This is a genomic window from Alkaliphilus oremlandii OhILAs (assembly GCF_000018325.1).
In the GTDB taxonomy this organism is placed as follows: domain Bacteria; phylum Bacillota; class Clostridia; order Peptostreptococcales; family Natronincolaceae; genus Alkaliphilus_B; species Alkaliphilus_B oremlandii.
In genome coordinates this window covers 538145-554943 of sequence record NC_009922.1, presented here as the reverse complement: position 1 = coordinate 554943, position 16799 = coordinate 538145, and the positions used below count along the sequence as shown (strand labels likewise).

Genomic DNA, 16799 nt, shown 5'->3' with positions numbered 1-16799 from the left:
CTGGCTACCGTAGTGCGCTACTTTATATGCTATATTCCTAATGGGAATAATCTATATTAAAATCGCTCCGATTCATTATTTCTTAGCTGCTTTAGGTTTCTTAGCACCATATTTAGATCTTGATTGTTGTCTATTGGCAACACCTGCTGTGTCTAACGCACCTCTAACAATATGGTAACGAACCCCTGGTAAGTCTTTTACCCTTCCTCCCCTAATTAGAACAACACTGTGCTCTTGTAGGTTATGGCCTATACCTGGGATGTAAGCTGTTACTTCAATTCCATTTGTTAAACGAACCCTTGCAACTTTTCTTAAGGCTGAGTTCGGTTTTTTAGGAGTAACAGTTTTTACAGAAGTACAAACTCCTCTTTTTTGTGGAGCACTTATGTCAGTAGCTTTTTTTCTTAGAGTGTTCATTCCTTTTTGTAATGCAGGAGCTGTTGACTTGTACTCTTCTACATATCTTCCCTTACGTACTAACTGGTTAATTGTTGGCATCTATTGCACCTCCTTCCAATAATAGAAAAACAAAATAAAATTTGTTCGCTCAGGCTCACAAACTTTATGTCGCACTCAACTCTAGATAGAGTTTCAAGTGCTCAAAATCTATATTTATCTGTAGTATACTATCAGATAAATGGCCCTTCCTAAGCTGTATATTACTTTAAAACTGCTGCTACTGCAGCGCCTACATCAATACCGCAGGCCTTACCCAGCTCCTTCATAGAAGCTGCATCCACAATTTGCACATGTTTACCATCTGCCATTTGCTTCATATTTTGTACTAAATAATCTTCTGCATCTCTTGCAATAAATAGAACGGCTACGCGATCTTGGTTTAATGCTTTCATTGATTGTTTAATTCCAACGGTTTTGTTTTGAGTCTCTAGTTTCTCTAACATGAAAGTTTCCTCCCTTTTTAACTACCTGGGAGATAAGCTGATCTCCCAGATCATAAAAAAGTCAACTTTTAATCAATACCTCTAATATTTTAACACCTGTAAAAATGGGTGTCAACCTTTTATTTATACTATAGATTTTCTTCCACGATTTCCTCTATCGTATCTTCAATTTCTTCCTGTGCAACCTCTTCTGTGTTCAACGCTATATTTTTATATCGTTTCAATCCAGTACCGGCAGGAATCAGCTTACCAATAATTACATTTTCTTTCAGACCAATTAAATGATCTTCTTTTCCTTTGATGGCTGCTTCTGTTAATACTCTGGTAGTTTCCTGGAAGGAAGCAGCAGATAAGAAGGATTCTGTAGCCAGAGATGCCTTGGTAATACCCAGTAATACTGGCTTACCGTCTGCTGGTTCTCCACCCGCAGCAATGGTTCTTGCATTTTCTTCTTCATATTTGAAAATCGTCTCTAAGCTACCAGGCAATAAGTTTGTATCGCCAGCTTCTTCAATTTTTACCTTGTTCAGCATTTGGCGAACGATTACCTCAATATGCTTATCGTTGATATCAACACCCTGCAGTCGATATACCCTCTGAACTTCTTTGATGATATAATTTTGTACGCCAGCCACGTCTTTGATTCTTAAAATATCATGTGGATTTACAGAACCATCCGTAATTTCGTCTCCTAGCTCCACAAATTCTCCATCTCTTACTTTCATTCTGGAACCATATGGAATGGTGTAAGTGTTGCTTTCACCATGTTCATCCGTAACGATTACTTCACGTTTTTTCTTAGTTTCTACAACCTTTACAGTTCCGCTGAGCTCACTGATAATTGCAAGACCCTTTGGTTTTCTAGCCTCAAATAGCTCTTCTACCCTTGGAAGACCTTGTGTGATATCGGCACCAGCAACACCACCTGTATGGAATGTACGCATTGTAAGCTGTGTACCCGGCTCACCGATGGATTGTGCAGCAATGATACCAACTGCTTCACCAACTTTAACCGCTTCTCCAGTAGCCAAGTTTCTACCGTAGCAATGGGCACAAACACCGTGTCGTGTTTGACACTTTAATGCAGAACGTATTTTTACAGATTCAATACCAAGAGCACAGATTTCTTCTGCCATATCCTCTAGGATCATCTCATTTTTACCGATCATCACTTCTCCTGTTTCAGGGTGGATGACCTCTTCTAAGGTATATCGTCCAACGATACGATCGTACAGTTCTTCGATAACCTCATTTCCGTCTTTTAACGCCTTGATATTACTTCCTTCTTGACTACCGCAATCGATTTCTCTAATAATAACGTCCTGACTAACGTCAACAAGACGTCTCGTTAAGTATCCAGAGTCCGCTGTACGTAGGGCTGTATCCGCAAGACCCTTTCTAGCACCGTGGGTAGAAATGAAATATTCTAATACCGTAAGACCTTCACGGAAGTTGGCTTTAATCGGGATTTCTACAGTTTTACCAGTGGCATTGGCCATCAGTCCACGCATACCACCCAGCTGACGAATTTGGTTTTTACTACCCCTCGCCCCTGAATGTGCCATGATGAACATATTGTTCATGGAACCTAGTGTTGCCATTAATGCTTCTGTTACCTTCTCTGTCGTTTCACTCCAGGTTTCAATAACCTTTTCATATCTTTCTTCGTCAGAGATAAGTCCCCTTCTAAATGCCTTTTCATACTTATCAACTTTTTCCTCAGCTAAGGAAATTAATTCTCCTTTTTCCTTTGGAACCTCCATATCGCCTACGGCGATTGTAATAGCTCCCTGAGTAGAATATCTAAATCCTGTTTTCTTAATATAATCAAGCATGATTGCTGTAATTGTATTGCCATGTTTTCTAAAGCATTTGTCAATAACTTTCCCCAATGCTTTTTTGTCACATAAGAAGTCCACCTCGAGAGCGTATGGGTCTTTCTTTCGATCAACAAAGCCTAAGTTCTGTGGAATTTCTTCGTTAAATATAAATCTTCCTACAGTACTTTCTACCAATCGTCCTTTATCTTCAGGGTGAAGCTTTCTTCTCACCTTAACTCTAGCATGTAAATGAACAGCTTTATTAGCATATGCCATCAACATTTCATCATGATCCTTAAAGATCATGCCTTCCCCTTGAACGCCTTCTTGCTCTATTGTTAAATAGTAGCTTCCTAGGATCATATCCTGTGTCGGCGTCGTAATTGGTTGGCCATCTTTCGGCGCTAGAATGTTGTTTGGTGCAAGCATCAAGAATCTTGCTTCCGCTTGAGCCTCTACGGATAAAGGAACGTGTACCGCCATTTGGTCACCGTCAAAGTCCGCATTATATGCAGTACATACCAACGGGTGAAGTTTGATCGCCTTTCCTTCAACTAATACAGGTTCAAATGCCTGAATCCCTAATCTATGCAATGTAGGGGCACGGTTTAAAAGTACAGGATGCTCACGGATGACTTCTTCCAGTACATCCCAAACCTCTGGTTTAACCTTTTCTACCATTCGCTTTGCACTCTTGATATTGTGTGCATGGTTATCTTCAACCAGCTTTTTCATTACAAATGGTTTAAATAGCTCCAATGCCATCTTCTTAGGCAGACCACATTGATAGAACTTTAGCTCTGGACCAACTACGATAACGGAACGACCGGAATAGTCTACACGTTTTCCTAGTAAGTTTTGACGGAAACGACCTTGCTTTCCTTTCAGCATATCCGATAGGGATTTCAATGGTCTATTTCCTGGTCCAGTTACTGGCTTCCCTCTTCTACCATTGTCGATCAATGCATCTACAGCTTCTTGCAGCATTCTTTTTTCATTTCGAACAATAATATCTGGGGCGCCTAAATCTAACAATCTCTTTAATCTGTTATTACGGTTGATTACTCTTCGATATAAGTCATTTAGATCTGAAGTAGCAAATCTTCCACCATCTAATTGTACCATCGGTCTTAGCTCTGGTGGGATTACAGGAATCACGTCTAAGATCATCCATTCTGGTTTGTTTCCTGAATGCTTAAACGCATCAACAACCTCTAGTCGTCTGATGGTACGGATTCTTTTTTGTCCCGTACTTTCCTTTAGCTTGCTTCTTAAATCCTTATACAGTTCCTCTAAGTCAATGTTTTCTAACAGCTTTTTAACAGATTCTGCACCCATTCCAGCTTTAAAGCTACCACTACCATACTTTTCAATGGCTTCACTGTACTCTTTCTCAGTTAAAACCTGCTTCTCTGTCAATCCAGTTTCACCTGGGTCAATTACGATATAAGCTGCAAAGTATAATACTTTTTCTAAGGATCTTGGAGACATATCTAAAAGAAGTCCCATTCTACTCGGTATTCCTTTGAAATACCAAATGTGAGAAACTGGGGCAGCAAGCTCGATATGCCCCATTCTCTCTCTTCTTACCTTAGATTTTGTTACCTCAACACCACAACGATCACATACTACTCCCTTATATCTAACCCTCTTATATTTTCCACAATGACATTCCCAGTCCTTGGTAGGTCCGAATATCTTTTCACAGAATAAACCTTCTTTTTCTGGCTTCAATGTTCTGTAGTTAATAGTTTCAGGTTTCTTAACTTCCCCCTTAGACCACTGTCTAATTTTTTCTGGAGAAGCCAATGCTATTTTGATTGATTCAAAATTATTTAATTCGTACAAGGAGTTTCTCTCCCTTCTATATAGTCTAACTAAGCTTCCTTATAACTTAACCGACTACTTAAAAGTCATCATAGGAATTAAAATCACATCCGACTACTTAAAAGTCATCATAAGAATTAAAATCGTCCTCTAAATACTTTTCATCAAAATCGATTTCCGGGTCCGGACTCTCGAAATCATCTTCGGTTATATAATCTACATCGGTATCCTGCTCTTCTTCAGCTGGCTCTATTATTTCAAGTTCTCCATCTGCTTCATAAGTAAGATCTCCGTACTCAATGCTAAGTTCACCGCTATCGTCTTCAACAGATTCTTTAATTTCGATTTCAGAATCTTCTTCAGTCAATACTTTTACATCTAAACATAAGCTTTGTAACTCTTTAATTAAAACCTTGAAGGATTCTGGCACACCTGGCTCCGGTATGTTTTCACCCTTTACAATACATTCATAAGTCTTTACACGACCAACAACGTCGTCAGATTTTACGGTTAAGATCTCTTGGAGTGTATGTGCAGCACCGTATGCCTCCAGTGCCCAAACCTCCATCTCACCAAATCTCTGTCCACCGAATTGGGCCTTACCACCTAAAGGCTGCTGTGTAACTAAAGAGTAAGGTCCTGTACTTCTGGCGTGGATCTTATCATCAACAAGGTGATGCAGTTTTAACATATACATATATCCTACGGTTACATCATTATCAAAAGGCTCTCCAGTTCTTCCATCGTATAGCTTTACCTTACCGCTTCGTGAGAACCCTGCCATTTCAAGAGCGTCCATGATATCATGCTCATTGGCACCGTCAAATACTGGTGTTGCAACATTCCAGCCTAGCGACTTAGCAGCTAGACCTAAGTGTACTTCTAATACCTGACCGATGTTCATACGAGATGGTACCCCTAGTGGGTTTAGAACGATTTCTAAAGGTGTACCGTCTGCTAAGAATGGCATATCCTCTGCAGGAAGTACCCTAGAGATAACCCCTTTATTACCATGACGTCCCGCCATTTTATCTCCAACGTTAATCTTTCTTTTTTGAGCAATATAGGCTCTGACAAGTTCGTTTACCCCTGGCGGTAATTCGTCTCCATTTTCACGAGAGAATACTTTGATATCTACAATGATACCGGACTCTCCATGAGGTACCTTTAAAGATGTATCTCTTACTTCCCTTGCCTTCTCACCAAAAATTGCTCTCAAGAGTCTTTCTTCTGCCGTAAGCTCTGTTTCACCTTTTGGCGTAACTTTTCCAACTAGAATATCTCCAGATTGAACCTCCGCACCGATACGAATAATACCTCTTTCGTCTAGGTCCTTTAAAGCTTCCTCCCCAACGTTCGGAATATCTCTTGTGATCTCCTCAGGCCCTAGCTTTGTATCCCTTGCTTCAGCTTCATATTCTTCGATATGGATGGATGTTAAAGAATCCTCTTTTACAAGTTTTTCGTTAATTAAAATCGCATCCTCGTAGTTGTAGCCTTCCCATGTCATAAACCCGATGAGACAGTTTCTACCAAGGGCAATTTCCCCTTGATTGGTTGAAGGCCCATCTGCAATGACATCGCCAGCTTTTACTCGCTCGCCCTTTGATACAATTGGACGTTGGTTAATACAAGTTCCTTGGTTAGAGCGTTTAAATTTTAATAATTTATATCGATCTTTTTGTCCATCCTTATCGCGTTTAATAACGATTTCATTAGAAGATAATCGATCGATTACGCCATCATGCTTTGCTAAAATAACAACGCCGGAGTCCTTTGCAGATTGATACTCCATCCCCGTACCGATAATTGGTGCATCAGTAATTAGAAGAGGCACGGCCTGTCTTTGCATGTTCGCTCCCATTAACGCACGGTTGGCGTCATCATTTTCAAGGAAGGGAATCATAGCAGTAGCAACAGATACAACCTGCTTTGGAGATACGTCCATGTAATCAACTTCATTTGCTGGAGCAATATCGATGGCACCAAATTGCATTCTACAAGCAATTCTCTTATTTACAAATCGACCTTCTTCATCTAAAGGTTCGTTTGCTTGGGCAATCACAAGTAGGTCTTCCTCGTCAGCAGTTAGGTACTCAATCACATTGGTTACAACGCCCCGTTTCTTATCTACTTTTCTATATGGTGATTCAATAAATCCGTATTCATTTACCCTTGCGTACGTACTCAAGGTATTAATAAGACCGATATTTGGTCCCTCCGGTGTCTCGATTGGGCACATACGTCCATAGTGGGAGTTGTGTACGTCACGAACCTCGAAGCCTGCTCTCTCTCGTGAAAGACCTCCAGGTCCTAGAGCAGATAATCTCCTTTTATGCGTTAACTCTGATAATGGATTGTTTTGATCCATAAATTGTGACAGCTGAGAACTTCCAAAGAACTCTTTAATGGCTGCCGCAACTGGTCGAATATTAATTAAAGCCTGTGGTGTGGCTAAGTCAACATCTTGAATTGTCATACGTTCTTTTACTACTCTCTCCATTCTGGAAAGTCCAATTCTAAATTGATTTTGTAGTAATTCTCCTACAGAACGTGATCTTCTATTTCCTAAATGGTCAATATCATCAATATTGCCGGTATCGTGTGCTAGGTTGAATTCATAGCTAATGGATGCAATGATATCTGCAATGATAATATGTTTTGGACTCAGTTCTTTTGCCCGCTCTTTTAAAGCATCACGAATATCTTCTTCTTGGGAGAAGGTATCTAGGATTTCTTTTAGAACTGGATAATATACCTTATCGCTAATTTTCAATTCCTCGATATTAAAAGGAATATGCTTATTAATATTAACGAAATGGTTTCCTAGAACTTTAATCACTTTATTATCTTCTGCATAAATAAACACTTCATTGATACCAGAGTCTTGAACCATGATGGAAGTCTCTCGATCTATTTTAGTGCCTTCTTCTACTAAAATTTCTCCAGTACTTGGATCTACAATATTAGCAGCAGCTTTTTTACCTAAGATACGATTGGCTAGAGATAGCTTCTTATTAAACTTATATCTACCTACTTTTGCTAAATCATATCGCTTCGGATCAAAGAATAAGGTTCTAAGTAAAGATTTAGCATTTTCAACGGTTGGTGGTTCTCCTGGACGCAGCTTTTTATAGATCTCTAATAGAGCCTCGTCCGTTGTCTTCGTGCTATCTTTTTCTAATGTAGCTAATAAACGTTCATCTTCACCTAAAAGTTCTTTTATTTGAGCATCTGAACCATAGCCTAGGGCTCTTAAAAGTACTGTTACAGGTTGCTTACGAGTACGATCAATTCGAACCGACACAATATCATTTGAATCTGTTTCGTATTCCAACCATGCACCCCGGTTCGGGATCACAGTAGCAGAGAATAATTGCTTTCCTGTCTTGTCAAATTCTCTACTGTAGTACACGCCTGGAGAACGTACTAATTGGTTAACGATTACCCTTTCAGCTCCATTGATGATAAAGGTTCCAGTGTCCGTCATCAGAGGGAAATCTCCCATAAATACTTCTTGTTCTTTAACTTCACCTGTTGTTTTATTGATCAGTCGAACTTTTACCTTTAATGGCGCTGCATAAGTAACGTCTCTCTCTTTAGAATCCTCAATATTATACTTCGGATTTTCATCCAGTGAATAGTCAACAAATTCTAAGATCAGATTTCCTGTATAGTCTTCAATTGGTGAAACATCATCGAAAACCTCTTTCAATCCTTCGTCTAGAAACCATTGATAGGAGTCCTTCTGCAGGTCGATAAGATTCGGCATTTCTAAAACCTCATCGATTTGTGAATAGCTCATTCTAGTTTTCTTACCGAGCTGGACAGGATGTGGCATCATACAATTCACCCCTTGTATTATTTACTATTAAAATTCCGTATTGGCTCTAGCCAATACTTCATAGCGCACTCAGCTTTTAAATTAGTTAAAAACATGAAGTGCTTAAAATTCCGTATTGCTCATATCGCATTATTACTATTTTTGCTTATTTTCCGTTTATAACAATCTCTTATACTATTGCCTTCTCGCTTTTTTTTATACAAATGAAAAAAATAAAATCTTTTACTTTGCGATGTTTGGATTTTATTATAATTCATTCTAAAATTATGTAGTTTACAAGCTTACTCCCTTACATAATCCAATATGTAAATTAAAAAAAGCTTTAAATTAAAGACTAGTATGCAATTTATAATTCTACCACGTGCTTGTCAAGTTGTCAATACATTCTAGGAATTATTTTAATTAGAGTTATGGTCTAGTAAAGTTATAAAAAATGTAGTATAATTATAGAAGAGTTAAAAAATTAATCGAAGTCAAAGTTTATTCCTCTAATGCAATGGTTAGGGGAGTTTTTTTATAATTTTATATAATAAAAAGGTACTCCAGTTTCCTGGAGTCCCTTTTTTATTTTTTAATTGATTACTTAACTGTTACTGCAGCTCCTGCTTCTTCTAGCTTCGCTTTGATTTGTTCTGCTTCTTCTTTAGAAACTCCTTCTTTTAATGTCTTAGGAGCGCCATCTACAGCTTCTTTAGCTTCTTTTAAGCCAAGTCCTGTTAACTCTCTTACTACTTTGATAACGTTGATTTTAGATGCACCAGCGTTTTCTAATACTACGTCAAACTCTGTTTGCTCTTCTTCTACTGCAGCACCTGCTACTGGTCCACCAACTACAACTGGAGCTGATGCAGATACTCCGAATTTCTCTTCAGCTGCTTTAACTAATTCGTTTAATTCTAAAACTTTCATATTTTCAATTGCTTCTAAAATTTGTTCAATTGTCATTACAAGCACCTCCGCTTTTCTATTTCATTTTTATAGTTTTTTGGTATATCAATTTTGTTACTAAGCTTGTCCTTCTGCTTCTTTCTTGTCAGCGATTGCTTTAATTAAGTAAGCAAAGTTTGAAATTGGAGCTTTGAAGCTTCCAAGAAGTTTAGCAATAAGAACTTCTCTTGATGGGATTGAAGCGAATTCTTCAAGTTGAGCGTCTTTGTAAAGTACGCCTTCAACGAGTCCTGCTTTTAACTCTAGGTTTTTATGAGTTTTTGCAAACTCACTTGCAACCTTGGCAGCAGCAACAGGATCATCATAACTGAATACAATAGCATTCGGTCCAACTAATTCACCAACAAGTTCCTTCATTCCTGCATTCTCAGCTGCCAATCTAGTTAAAGTGTTCTTGTATACTTTATACTCAAGACCTTTTTCTCTACATTGCTTTCTAAGCTCTGTTACCTCTTCAACCTTTAATCCTCTATAGTCTACTACGATAGCAGATGCAGATCTTTGAAGTTTATCAGTAATTTCCGCTACTTGTTCTTTTTTAATATCGATTGCTTTTACCATTCGGTGATCCACCTCCTTTTAAACTATTCACACTGTACTTTGCCGTTTTATTAATTAAAATAAGACCTCGCCCTATCTTTTCTATATATAGATATAACGAGATCTTTGATTTTATTTATTCAAAGCCTCGGTAGGATATTTAAGCTTAGGCACCTACTATCTACGGCAAAATATTCATTTTTAACAACGTAAATAATTTTATCAATAAATTAGGTTTATGTCAATGATTAATTCTTGTTATTCACAAGAAAATTATTCCATTACTTTAAGTGGGTTTATTTTAATTCCAGGTCCCATTGTAGAAGTTACTGTAATGCTCTTTAGATATTGACCTTTTGCAGCTGCTGGTTTTGCTTTTACAACAGCATCCAACAATGTTCTAAAGTTTTCTACAAGTTGAGTTTCTTCGAAAGAAGCTTTACCCAGAGGAACGTGAATAATATTTGTTTTGTCTAATCTATATTCAACTTTACCAGCTTTAATCTCATTAACAGCTTTTGTTAAATCGAATGTTACAGTTCCTGATTTTGGGTTTGGCATTAAACCTTTTGGTCCTAATACTCTACCTAGTCTACCTACAACACCCATCATATCTGGTGTTGCAACTACAACGTCAAATTCAAACCAGTTTTCACCTTGAATTTTTGCTACTAATTCGTCTCCACCTACATAGTCAGCTCCAGCCTTCTCAGCCTCGATCGCTTTTTCACCCTTTGCAAATACAAGGATTCTAACTGTTTTACCAGTACCATGTGGTAGTACAACAGCACCTCTTACTTGTTGATCTGCGTGTCTTGAGTCAACACCTAATTTGATGTGTGCCTCTACAGTCTCATCGAATTTAGCAGTTGCTGTTTTCTTTGCAAGCTCGATTGCTTCTTTTGGATCATATAAATTAGTTTTATCAACTAATTTTAATGCTTCTTGATACTTTTTACCTTTTTTAGCCATTTCTCTTACCTCCTTGTGGTATTAACGGTTTTTAGTGAGAACCTCCCACTGCGTTAAAAGTAGACGGACCTTAGTCTTCTACTACAACACCCATACTTCTAGCTGTTCCAGAAATCATGCTCATAGCAGCTTCTAAAGACGCAGCGTTTAAGTCAGGCATTTTTAATTCAGCAATTTCTCTAATTTTATCTTTAGAGATCTTAGCAACTTTTTTCTTATTCGGTTCACCAGATCCACTTTGAATTCCAATAGCTTTTTTAATTAGAACTGCAGCCGGTGGAGTTTTTGTGATAAAGCTGTAGGATCTATCTTGGTAAACAGAAATAACAACTGGAATAATTAATCCAGCTTGATCTGCAGTTTTAGCATTAAATTCTTTACAGAATCCCATGATGTTTACACCGTGTTGTCCTAAAGCCGGTCCAACTGGTGGTGCTGGTGTTGCCTTTCCTGCATTGATTTGTAATTTGATTTGTCCAACTATTTTCTTTGCCATATTGTTTTACACCTCCTTAATCATTGCAATCCTTCCTAAAGAATTGCATAAAAAAAACATCTTACCTACTGTATTCATCTTAAATTTTTTCTATTTGATCAAATTCAAGTTCAACAGGCGTTTCTCTTCCAAACATTGAAATACGAACCTTTAAGGTTTGTTTTTCAAGATTGATATGATCAATTGTTCCAATAAATGTTTCAAAAGGACCAGAAATAACCTTAATGCTTTCTCCAACTTTAACGTCAATTTCTATTCTAGGCTCTTCTACTCCCATAGACTTTATTTCTTGATCTGTCAGTGGTATTGGCTTTGAGCTTGGCCCAACAAAACCAGTAACACCTCTTGTATTTCTTACTAAATACCAAGATTCATCCGTCATAAACATTTTTACTAGAACATATCCTGGGAATAATTTGGATTCTTTTACCTTTTTTTTGCCATTTTTAATTTCAATCTTCTCTTCTGTCGGCACTTTTACTTCTAAGATAATATCTTCCATTCCTCTGTTTTCAACCATCTTTTCAATGTTCATCTTTACTTTGTTTTCATGACCAGAATAAGTATGCATTACATACCATCTTGCTTTTTCGGACATATATAGGAGCACCCTCTTTCAGCAACAGGATACTCTCCCTCCTTTTAAGCGAAATATATTATCTAATTATAAGGTTTAAGCCATAGCCTAAAATTGAGTCTATTGCCCAAATGGCAACTGTAGCTAACGTAACGGTAATAACAACTACAACACTATTGTTTGTTAATTCCTTTTTGTTAGGCCAATTAACCTTCTTAAGTTCTGATCGAACACCCTTGATAAACTTACTAAAGTCTCTCGATTTTTCACTATTCGTGTTTGTTGGGGTAGTCATTTCTTGCTTCACATCCTTTTAAAGAAGTTCTAACACCATCCTATTTTGTTTCTCTGTGAGCAGTATGAGTTTTGCAGAACTTACAATATTTTTTAAGCTCCATACGATCTGGATTGCTCTTTTTGTTTTTACTTGTATTGTAATTTCTTTGCTTACACTCTGTACATGCTAATGTAATATTCACTCGCACAAATTACACCTCCTATTACAGCACATAACGAACATATCTATTGCTTAAGCACATAGTTAGCTCTTATTATATAATTGATTACTTTTTCAAATTTATCATACTTTTAATTTGATGTCAATAAAAAAATTACACTATGTCTATGGCAATCCTGTTTCTATTCATGTCAGAGATTTGCTTTTTTTTAAGGGACTAGGTAGCTCCTAGTCCCTTTATTGTTCTTTTATTTCTATTTAATTATTCGATGATAGAAGCAACTACGCCGGATCCTACTGTTCTTCCACCTTCACGAATCGCAAATCTTAGTCCTTCTTCTATTGCGATTGGGTGAATTAAGTCGATTTCCATTGTTACGTTATCTCCTGGCATTACCATTTCCATTCCGTCTGGTAACTTTGTTGCACCTGTTACGTCTGTTGTTCTAAAGTAGAATTGTGGTCTGTATCCATCGAAGAATGGTGTATGTCTTCCACCTTCTTCTTTCTTTAATACGTATACCTCTGCCTTGAACTTTGTATGTGGTTTGATTGTTCCTGGCTTACATAATACTTGTCCTCTTTGGATCTCTGTTCTTTGGATTCCTCTTAATAGTAATCCTACGTTATCTCCTGCTTGCGCTTGGTCTAATAACTTTCTGAACATCTCTACTCCTGTTACTACAATCTTTCTTGAATCTTCTTGAAGTCCTACTAACTCAACTTCGTCTTGTACCTTGATGATTCCTCTTTCTACTCTTCCTGTTGCTACTGTTCCTCTACCTGTAATTGAGAATACGTCCTCTACTGGCATTAGGAATGATTTGTCTATTGCTCTTGTTGGTTCAGGAATATATGTGTCGATATGCTCGAATAATTCTACGATCTTATCTCCCCATGGGCCTGCTGGATCATTTAATGCTTGTAATGCTGATCCTCTTACGATTGGTGTATCGTCTCCTGGGAATTCATACTCGTTTAATAGATCTCTTACTTCCATCTCTACTAACTCTAATAATTCTTCGTCATCTACCATATCACATTTGTTTAAGAATACTACGATGTATGGTACACCTACTTGTCTTGATAATAGGATATGCTCTCTTGTTTGTGGCATTGGACCATCTGCTGCTGAACATACTAGGATTGCTCCGTCCATTTGTGCTGCTCCTGTGATCATGTTCTTTACGTAGTCCGCGTGACCTGGGCAGTCTACGTGTGCGTAGTGTCTGTTTGGTGTTTCGTACTCTACGTGAGATGTTGAAATTGTGATTCCTCTTTCTCTTTCTTCTGGAGCTTTATCGATTTTATCGAATGCTACTGCTGCTCCTGTTCCATATCTTGTGTTTAATGTATTTGTGATTGCTGCTGTTAATGTTGTTTTTCCATGGTCTACGTGTCCAATTGTTCCAATGTTTACATGGGGTTTACTTCTGTCGAATTTTTCCTTTGCCATTTTGCTGCCTCCTTAATTATACATTTAATTTATATTTTATATTGTTTGAGTTTTTGGATAATCTATATACTATGTATGATAACCACTCATATCCATCCTCATTTTACTATTTATGATAGAGTATTGTCAATATACTTCTAGGGTCAGAAACTAAGATCTATTCATCTCTAGACTCTAAATATTTCTCTAGCTTTCTCTTTACTCTCTGGAGCGCATTGTCTATGGACTTTACATGTCGTTCTAAATCTCCAGCAATTTCCTGATAAGACCTTCCTTCCAAATAAAGCATTAGAACTTTTAATTCTAAGTCACTTAAAATTTCTCCAATTTTATCCTCTATATGTCCCAGTTCTTCTCTAGAAACCACCAACTCTTCTGGGTCCGTAACTTTTTGTCCAGAGATTACATCCAGTAGCGTCCTGTCCGATTCTTCATCATAGATTGGTTTATTTAAAGATACGTAGGAGTTTAAGGGAATATGTTTCTGTCTCGTTGCCGTCTTTATGGCGGTAATGATTTGTCGTGTAATACATAGTTCAGCAAAGGCCCTAAATGAAGATAGTTTGTCCGGTTTAAAGTCACGAATGGCTTTGTATAGGCCGATCATTCCCTCCTGAACAATATCCTCTCTATCAGCTCCAATTAAAAAGTAAGATCTCGCTTTGGCTCTAACAAAATTTTTATATTTCTTAATTAAATATTCTAAAGCCTCTAGATCACCTTCTTTTGCAATTTCAACCATAACCTCATCTAGCACTTCATAGTTTTCAGCAGTATCTTTCGCTATCCCAACGCTCAAACATATCTCCTCCACCTCTTATGTAAACTTCCCCATTTTTATGTATTTATTATAACTGAACAGATTATGTAAAGTCAAGGTGTTTCATAGCTTCCGCCTTATTTTTTCAAGTTTTTCTAAGATGGCTGGGTCAATTCTGTCGGATAATGTCTCTTTTTGTTTTTTTGTGGATTCTATTTTTTTATGAATTTTATTTTTAATTTGATCAAATTCCAAAACCATTTCCCGAACAGAAACTCTGGTGGCTCCTCCACCTAAAACCATTTGCTGCTCTACCCAATCGTTGGTCACAACGGATACTCGATTTCGATTGCTGGAAAGCTGCGTAATTAATCGCTCTATGTACGCATCCGCAGTTTCTTTTTCTTTTGTAAACACGATTTCTACACCCTGTAACTTCTCATTGCTTCGATTGCTGCCTTTTACAAGGTATGCATCGAATACAATAATGACGTTAATTCCTTTATATGCCCGATATTCTGCCATTTTACCAATGAGATCAGTTCGTGCTACTTCTAAACTTTGGCTCATTAGCCTTTCTAGCTCAGGCCAGGAATTAATCACATTATAGCCATCTAATATCAAATATTCTTTCAAAGCACTGTCCTCTACTTCTGAATATCCGAATGCGATCGTTGTCTAAACACCTCATACATCAGAACAGCGGCAGCTACCGATGCATTCAATGAAGATACCTGACCTACCATGGGAAGTTTTATCAAAAAGTCACATTTTTCTTTAATAAGCCTAGAAATCCCTTCGCCTTCGTTGCCGATGACAAGTGCTAAAGGTCCTTTTAAGTCCATATTGTAATGTTCCTTCGAACCGCTCATATCGGCTCCTGCAACCCATATGCCCATATCCTTAATCTTATCGATGGTCTGTGCAATGTTGGAAACCTTCGCTACCGGAACATATTCAATTGCACCGGCGGAGCTTTTTGCCACGGTAGAAGTGAGTCCTACAGAGCGTCTTTTAGGGATGATAATCCCATCTACACCAACGGCATCGGCAGTTCTCATCATGGAGCCCAGATTATGAGGATCCATGATCTCATCTAAAATCAATAGGAAAGGATCCCTCCCTTTACTCTTTGCATTCTCTAGAATATCCTCTACTTCACAGTATTCGTATGCGGCCACCGTGGCAATAATTCCTTGGTGTACATCGGAGCTGGACATTTCATTCAGTTTCTGTCTCTCCACGTATTGAATTGGTATCCCTCGATCCTTGGCTTTTCCAATGATCTTAATTAAAGAACCCCCTTCTGTTCCCTTGGCAATTAAAATTTTATCGATTTCTCTTCCTGATTTTAGCGCTTCCATCACGGGATTTCTACCTGCTATATTATCCATAGACATATTTTATCTTCCTCCCTTCACGAACCCTCTATCGGTTCGAAATACTTTTAAATTTTTCTCTCACAGCTTCCATTTCGCCACAGCTCATATTGCCTTCTGGACATTTGCCTGTAACACAACCAGGACCTGCAATTTTAAATACATTCGGTGCAACATCTACTACAAGCTTCATCATTTCTATGGCAAGATCTCTGATTTCCCATTGTGCACGATTGCAGCATCTTTTTCTAAAGAAATTAAATAAAGCCCTGGCATTCATGGTTACAACAATTTTCGTTTCACAGCTATTGGGCAGAACATATCTGGCATCTTCAATGGCCTGCTTCTCCGCTGCGCTCTTTGCTGCTTTTTCATTTTTTCCCTTATCTAAGTAGTCCTTATAATGCTTTTCAAATAAGATATTGGTCAGCTCATCGTAAGCCAATTGATCATTTTCCATGGTCTTAATATAAAGTGCCTTGGCTTCTGGTATGCCTCCGATCTGTGGTGGGATGATATATTCAAAGCCGCCTTCATTCACATAGCGCTGACTCTTTTGAGAATAGCTCGAGCCTATACGATGGCGCACCAATTGATGGGTTAAGCTTCTGGATACACCTTCGATACCAAAGGTAAAATTAATATGTTCAAATGGAGATTCATGTCCCATAATCGCTAGCATTGCAATGAACTTCTCCACATTACCTTCTTCCAGATTGCTCATCAGCTCGTTAATGCCACTAGGTGAGTAGCATAGCTTTGCAGCACCTGCAACTAACTTTTCCGGCTCTGGTGTATAAGTGATCAAGCTGACCTTCATT

The 16799-nt window shown here is 38.0% G+C and carries 16 protein-coding genes and 1 other annotated feature; all 16 genes read right to left on the bottom strand.

What is annotated here, in order from left to right; all coding sequences use genetic code 11:
- Positions 1-75: 75 nt before the first annotated feature.
- The 16 genes from rpsL to thyX all read right to left on the bottom strand — a co-directional run bounded on the left by rpsL (position 76) and on the right by thyX (position 16798).
- Positions 76-498 carry a 30S ribosomal protein S12 gene (gene rpsL / locus CLOS_RS02530; protein WP_012158364.1) on the bottom strand — a complete coding sequence of 141 codons (423 nt, stop codon included), beginning with the start codon at positions 496-498 and terminating at the stop codon, positions 76-78.
- Between the two features lie 161 nt (positions 499-659).
- Positions 660-902: a ribosomal L7Ae/L30e/S12e/Gadd45 family protein gene (locus CLOS_RS02525; RefSeq protein WP_012158363.1), complete on the bottom strand. Its 243-nt coding sequence runs from the start codon at positions 900-902 to the stop codon at positions 660-662.
- Between the two features lie 128 nt (positions 903-1030).
- Positions 1031-4570, bottom strand: a complete 3540-nt coding sequence (gene rpoC, locus CLOS_RS02520) for a DNA-directed RNA polymerase subunit beta' (RefSeq protein WP_012158362.1) — start codon at positions 4568-4570, stop codon at positions 1031-1033.
- Between the two features lie 97 nt (positions 4571-4667).
- Complete coding sequence (rpoB, locus tag CLOS_RS02515; RefSeq protein WP_041719561.1) at positions 4668-8390, bottom strand: DNA-directed RNA polymerase subunit beta; 3723 nt, start codon at positions 8388-8390, stop codon at positions 4668-4670.
- Positions 8391-8972: 582 nt separating this feature from the next.
- Complete coding sequence (rplL, locus tag CLOS_RS02510) at positions 8973-9338, bottom strand: 50S ribosomal protein L7/L12 (protein ID WP_012158360.1); 366 nt, start codon at positions 9336-9338, stop codon at positions 8973-8975.
- Between the two features lie 60 nt (positions 9339-9398).
- The gene (rplJ, locus tag CLOS_RS02505; RefSeq protein WP_012158359.1) at positions 9399-9902 is read right to left on the bottom strand and encodes a 50S ribosomal protein L10; all 504 of its coding nucleotides are present in this window, start codon (positions 9900-9902) and stop codon (positions 9399-9401) included.
- Between the two features lie 50 nt (positions 9903-9952).
- Positions 9953-10086: a sequence feature (ribosomal protein L10 leader region), on the bottom strand.
- Between the two features lie 68 nt (positions 10087-10154).
- The gene (gene rplA / locus CLOS_RS02500; protein WP_012158358.1) at positions 10155-10853 is read right to left on the bottom strand and encodes a 50S ribosomal protein L1; all 699 of its coding nucleotides are present in this window, start codon (positions 10851-10853) and stop codon (positions 10155-10157) included.
- A 70-nt stretch (positions 10854-10923) separates the two neighbouring features.
- Complete coding sequence (gene rplK, locus CLOS_RS02495) at positions 10924-11349, bottom strand: 50S ribosomal protein L11 (RefSeq protein WP_012158357.1); 426 nt, start codon at positions 11347-11349, stop codon at positions 10924-10926.
- Positions 11350-11428: 79 nt separating this feature from the next.
- Positions 11429-11947 (bottom strand): transcription termination/antitermination protein NusG, encoded by a 519-nt coding sequence (nusG, locus tag CLOS_RS02490; RefSeq protein ID WP_012158356.1) that lies wholly within the window; start codon positions 11945-11947, stop codon positions 11429-11431.
- 58 nt (positions 11948-12005) lie between these two features.
- Positions 12006-12233, bottom strand: coding sequence for a preprotein translocase subunit SecE (secE, locus tag CLOS_RS02485; RefSeq protein WP_242649589.1), 228 nt, complete (start codon positions 12231-12233; stop codon positions 12006-12008).
- A 28-nt stretch (positions 12234-12261) separates the two neighbouring features.
- Entirely contained in the window at positions 12262-12411 is a 150-nt protein-coding gene (gene rpmG, locus CLOS_RS02480; RefSeq protein ID WP_012158354.1) for a 50S ribosomal protein L33, read from the bottom strand.
- A gap of 234 nt (positions 12412-12645) precedes the next feature.
- Positions 12646-13839, bottom strand: coding sequence for an elongation factor Tu (gene tuf / locus CLOS_RS02475; RefSeq protein ID WP_012158353.1), 1194 nt, complete (start codon positions 13837-13839; stop codon positions 12646-12648).
- Between the two features lie 157 nt (positions 13840-13996).
- Complete coding sequence (sigH, locus tag CLOS_RS02470) at positions 13997-14638, bottom strand: RNA polymerase sporulation sigma factor SigH (RefSeq protein WP_012158352.1); 642 nt, start codon at positions 14636-14638, stop codon at positions 13997-13999.
- A gap of 84 nt (positions 14639-14722) precedes the next feature.
- Positions 14723-15235, bottom strand: a complete 513-nt coding sequence (locus tag CLOS_RS02465; RefSeq protein WP_012158351.1) for an NYN domain-containing protein — start codon at positions 15233-15235, stop codon at positions 14723-14725.
- An 11-nt stretch (positions 15236-15246) separates the two neighbouring features.
- Positions 15247-15999 carry a 23S rRNA (guanosine(2251)-2'-O)-methyltransferase RlmB gene (gene rlmB, locus CLOS_RS02460; RefSeq protein ID WP_012158350.1) on the bottom strand — a complete coding sequence of 251 codons (753 nt, stop codon included), beginning with the start codon at positions 15997-15999 and terminating at the stop codon, positions 15247-15249.
- 28 nt (positions 16000-16027) lie between these two features.
- Complete coding sequence (gene thyX / locus CLOS_RS02455; protein WP_198006351.1) at positions 16028-16798, bottom strand: FAD-dependent thymidylate synthase; 771 nt, start codon at positions 16796-16798, stop codon at positions 16028-16030.
- Between the last annotated feature and the right edge of the window lies 1 nt (position 16799).

Bases quoted from the DNA above. Each gene is read 5' to 3' on its own strand.
- rpsL (WP_012158364.1), bottom strand. From the start codon at position 498: ATGCCAACAATTAACCAGTTAGTACGTAAGGGAAGATATGTAGAAGAG.
- CLOS_RS02525 (WP_012158363.1), bottom strand. From the start codon at position 902: ATGTTAGAGAAACTAGAGACTCAAAACAAAACCGTTGGAATTAAACAA.
- rpoB (WP_041719561.1), bottom strand. From the start codon at position 8,390: ATGCCACATCCTGTCCAGCTCGGTAAGAAAACTAGAATGAGCTATTCA.
- rplL (WP_012158360.1), bottom strand. From the start codon at position 9,338: ATGACAATTGAACAAATTTTAGAAGCAATTGAAAATATGAAAGTTTTA.
- rplJ (WP_012158359.1), bottom strand. From the start codon at position 9,902: ATGGTAAAAGCAATCGATATTAAAAAAGAACAAGTAGCGGAAATTACT.
- rplA (WP_012158358.1), bottom strand. From the start codon at position 10,853: ATGGCTAAAAAAGGTAAAAAGTATCAAGAAGCATTAAAATTAGTTGAT.
- rplK (WP_012158357.1), bottom strand. From the start codon at position 11,349: ATGGCAAAGAAAATAGTTGGACAAATCAAATTACAAATCAATGCAGGA.
- nusG (WP_012158356.1), bottom strand. From the start codon at position 11,947: ATGTCCGAAAAAGCAAGATGGTATGTAATGCATACTTATTCTGGTCAT.
- tuf (WP_012158353.1), bottom strand. From the start codon at position 13,839: ATGGCAAAGGAAAAATTCGACAGAAGTAAACCCCATGTAAACATTGGA.
- rlmB (WP_012158350.1), bottom strand. From the start codon at position 15,999: ATGTCTATGGATAATATAGCAGGTAGAAATCCCGTGATGGAAGCGCTA.
- thyX (WP_198006351.1), bottom strand. From the start codon at position 16,798: ATGAAGGTCAGCTTGATCACTTATACACCAGAGCCGGAAAAGTTAGTT.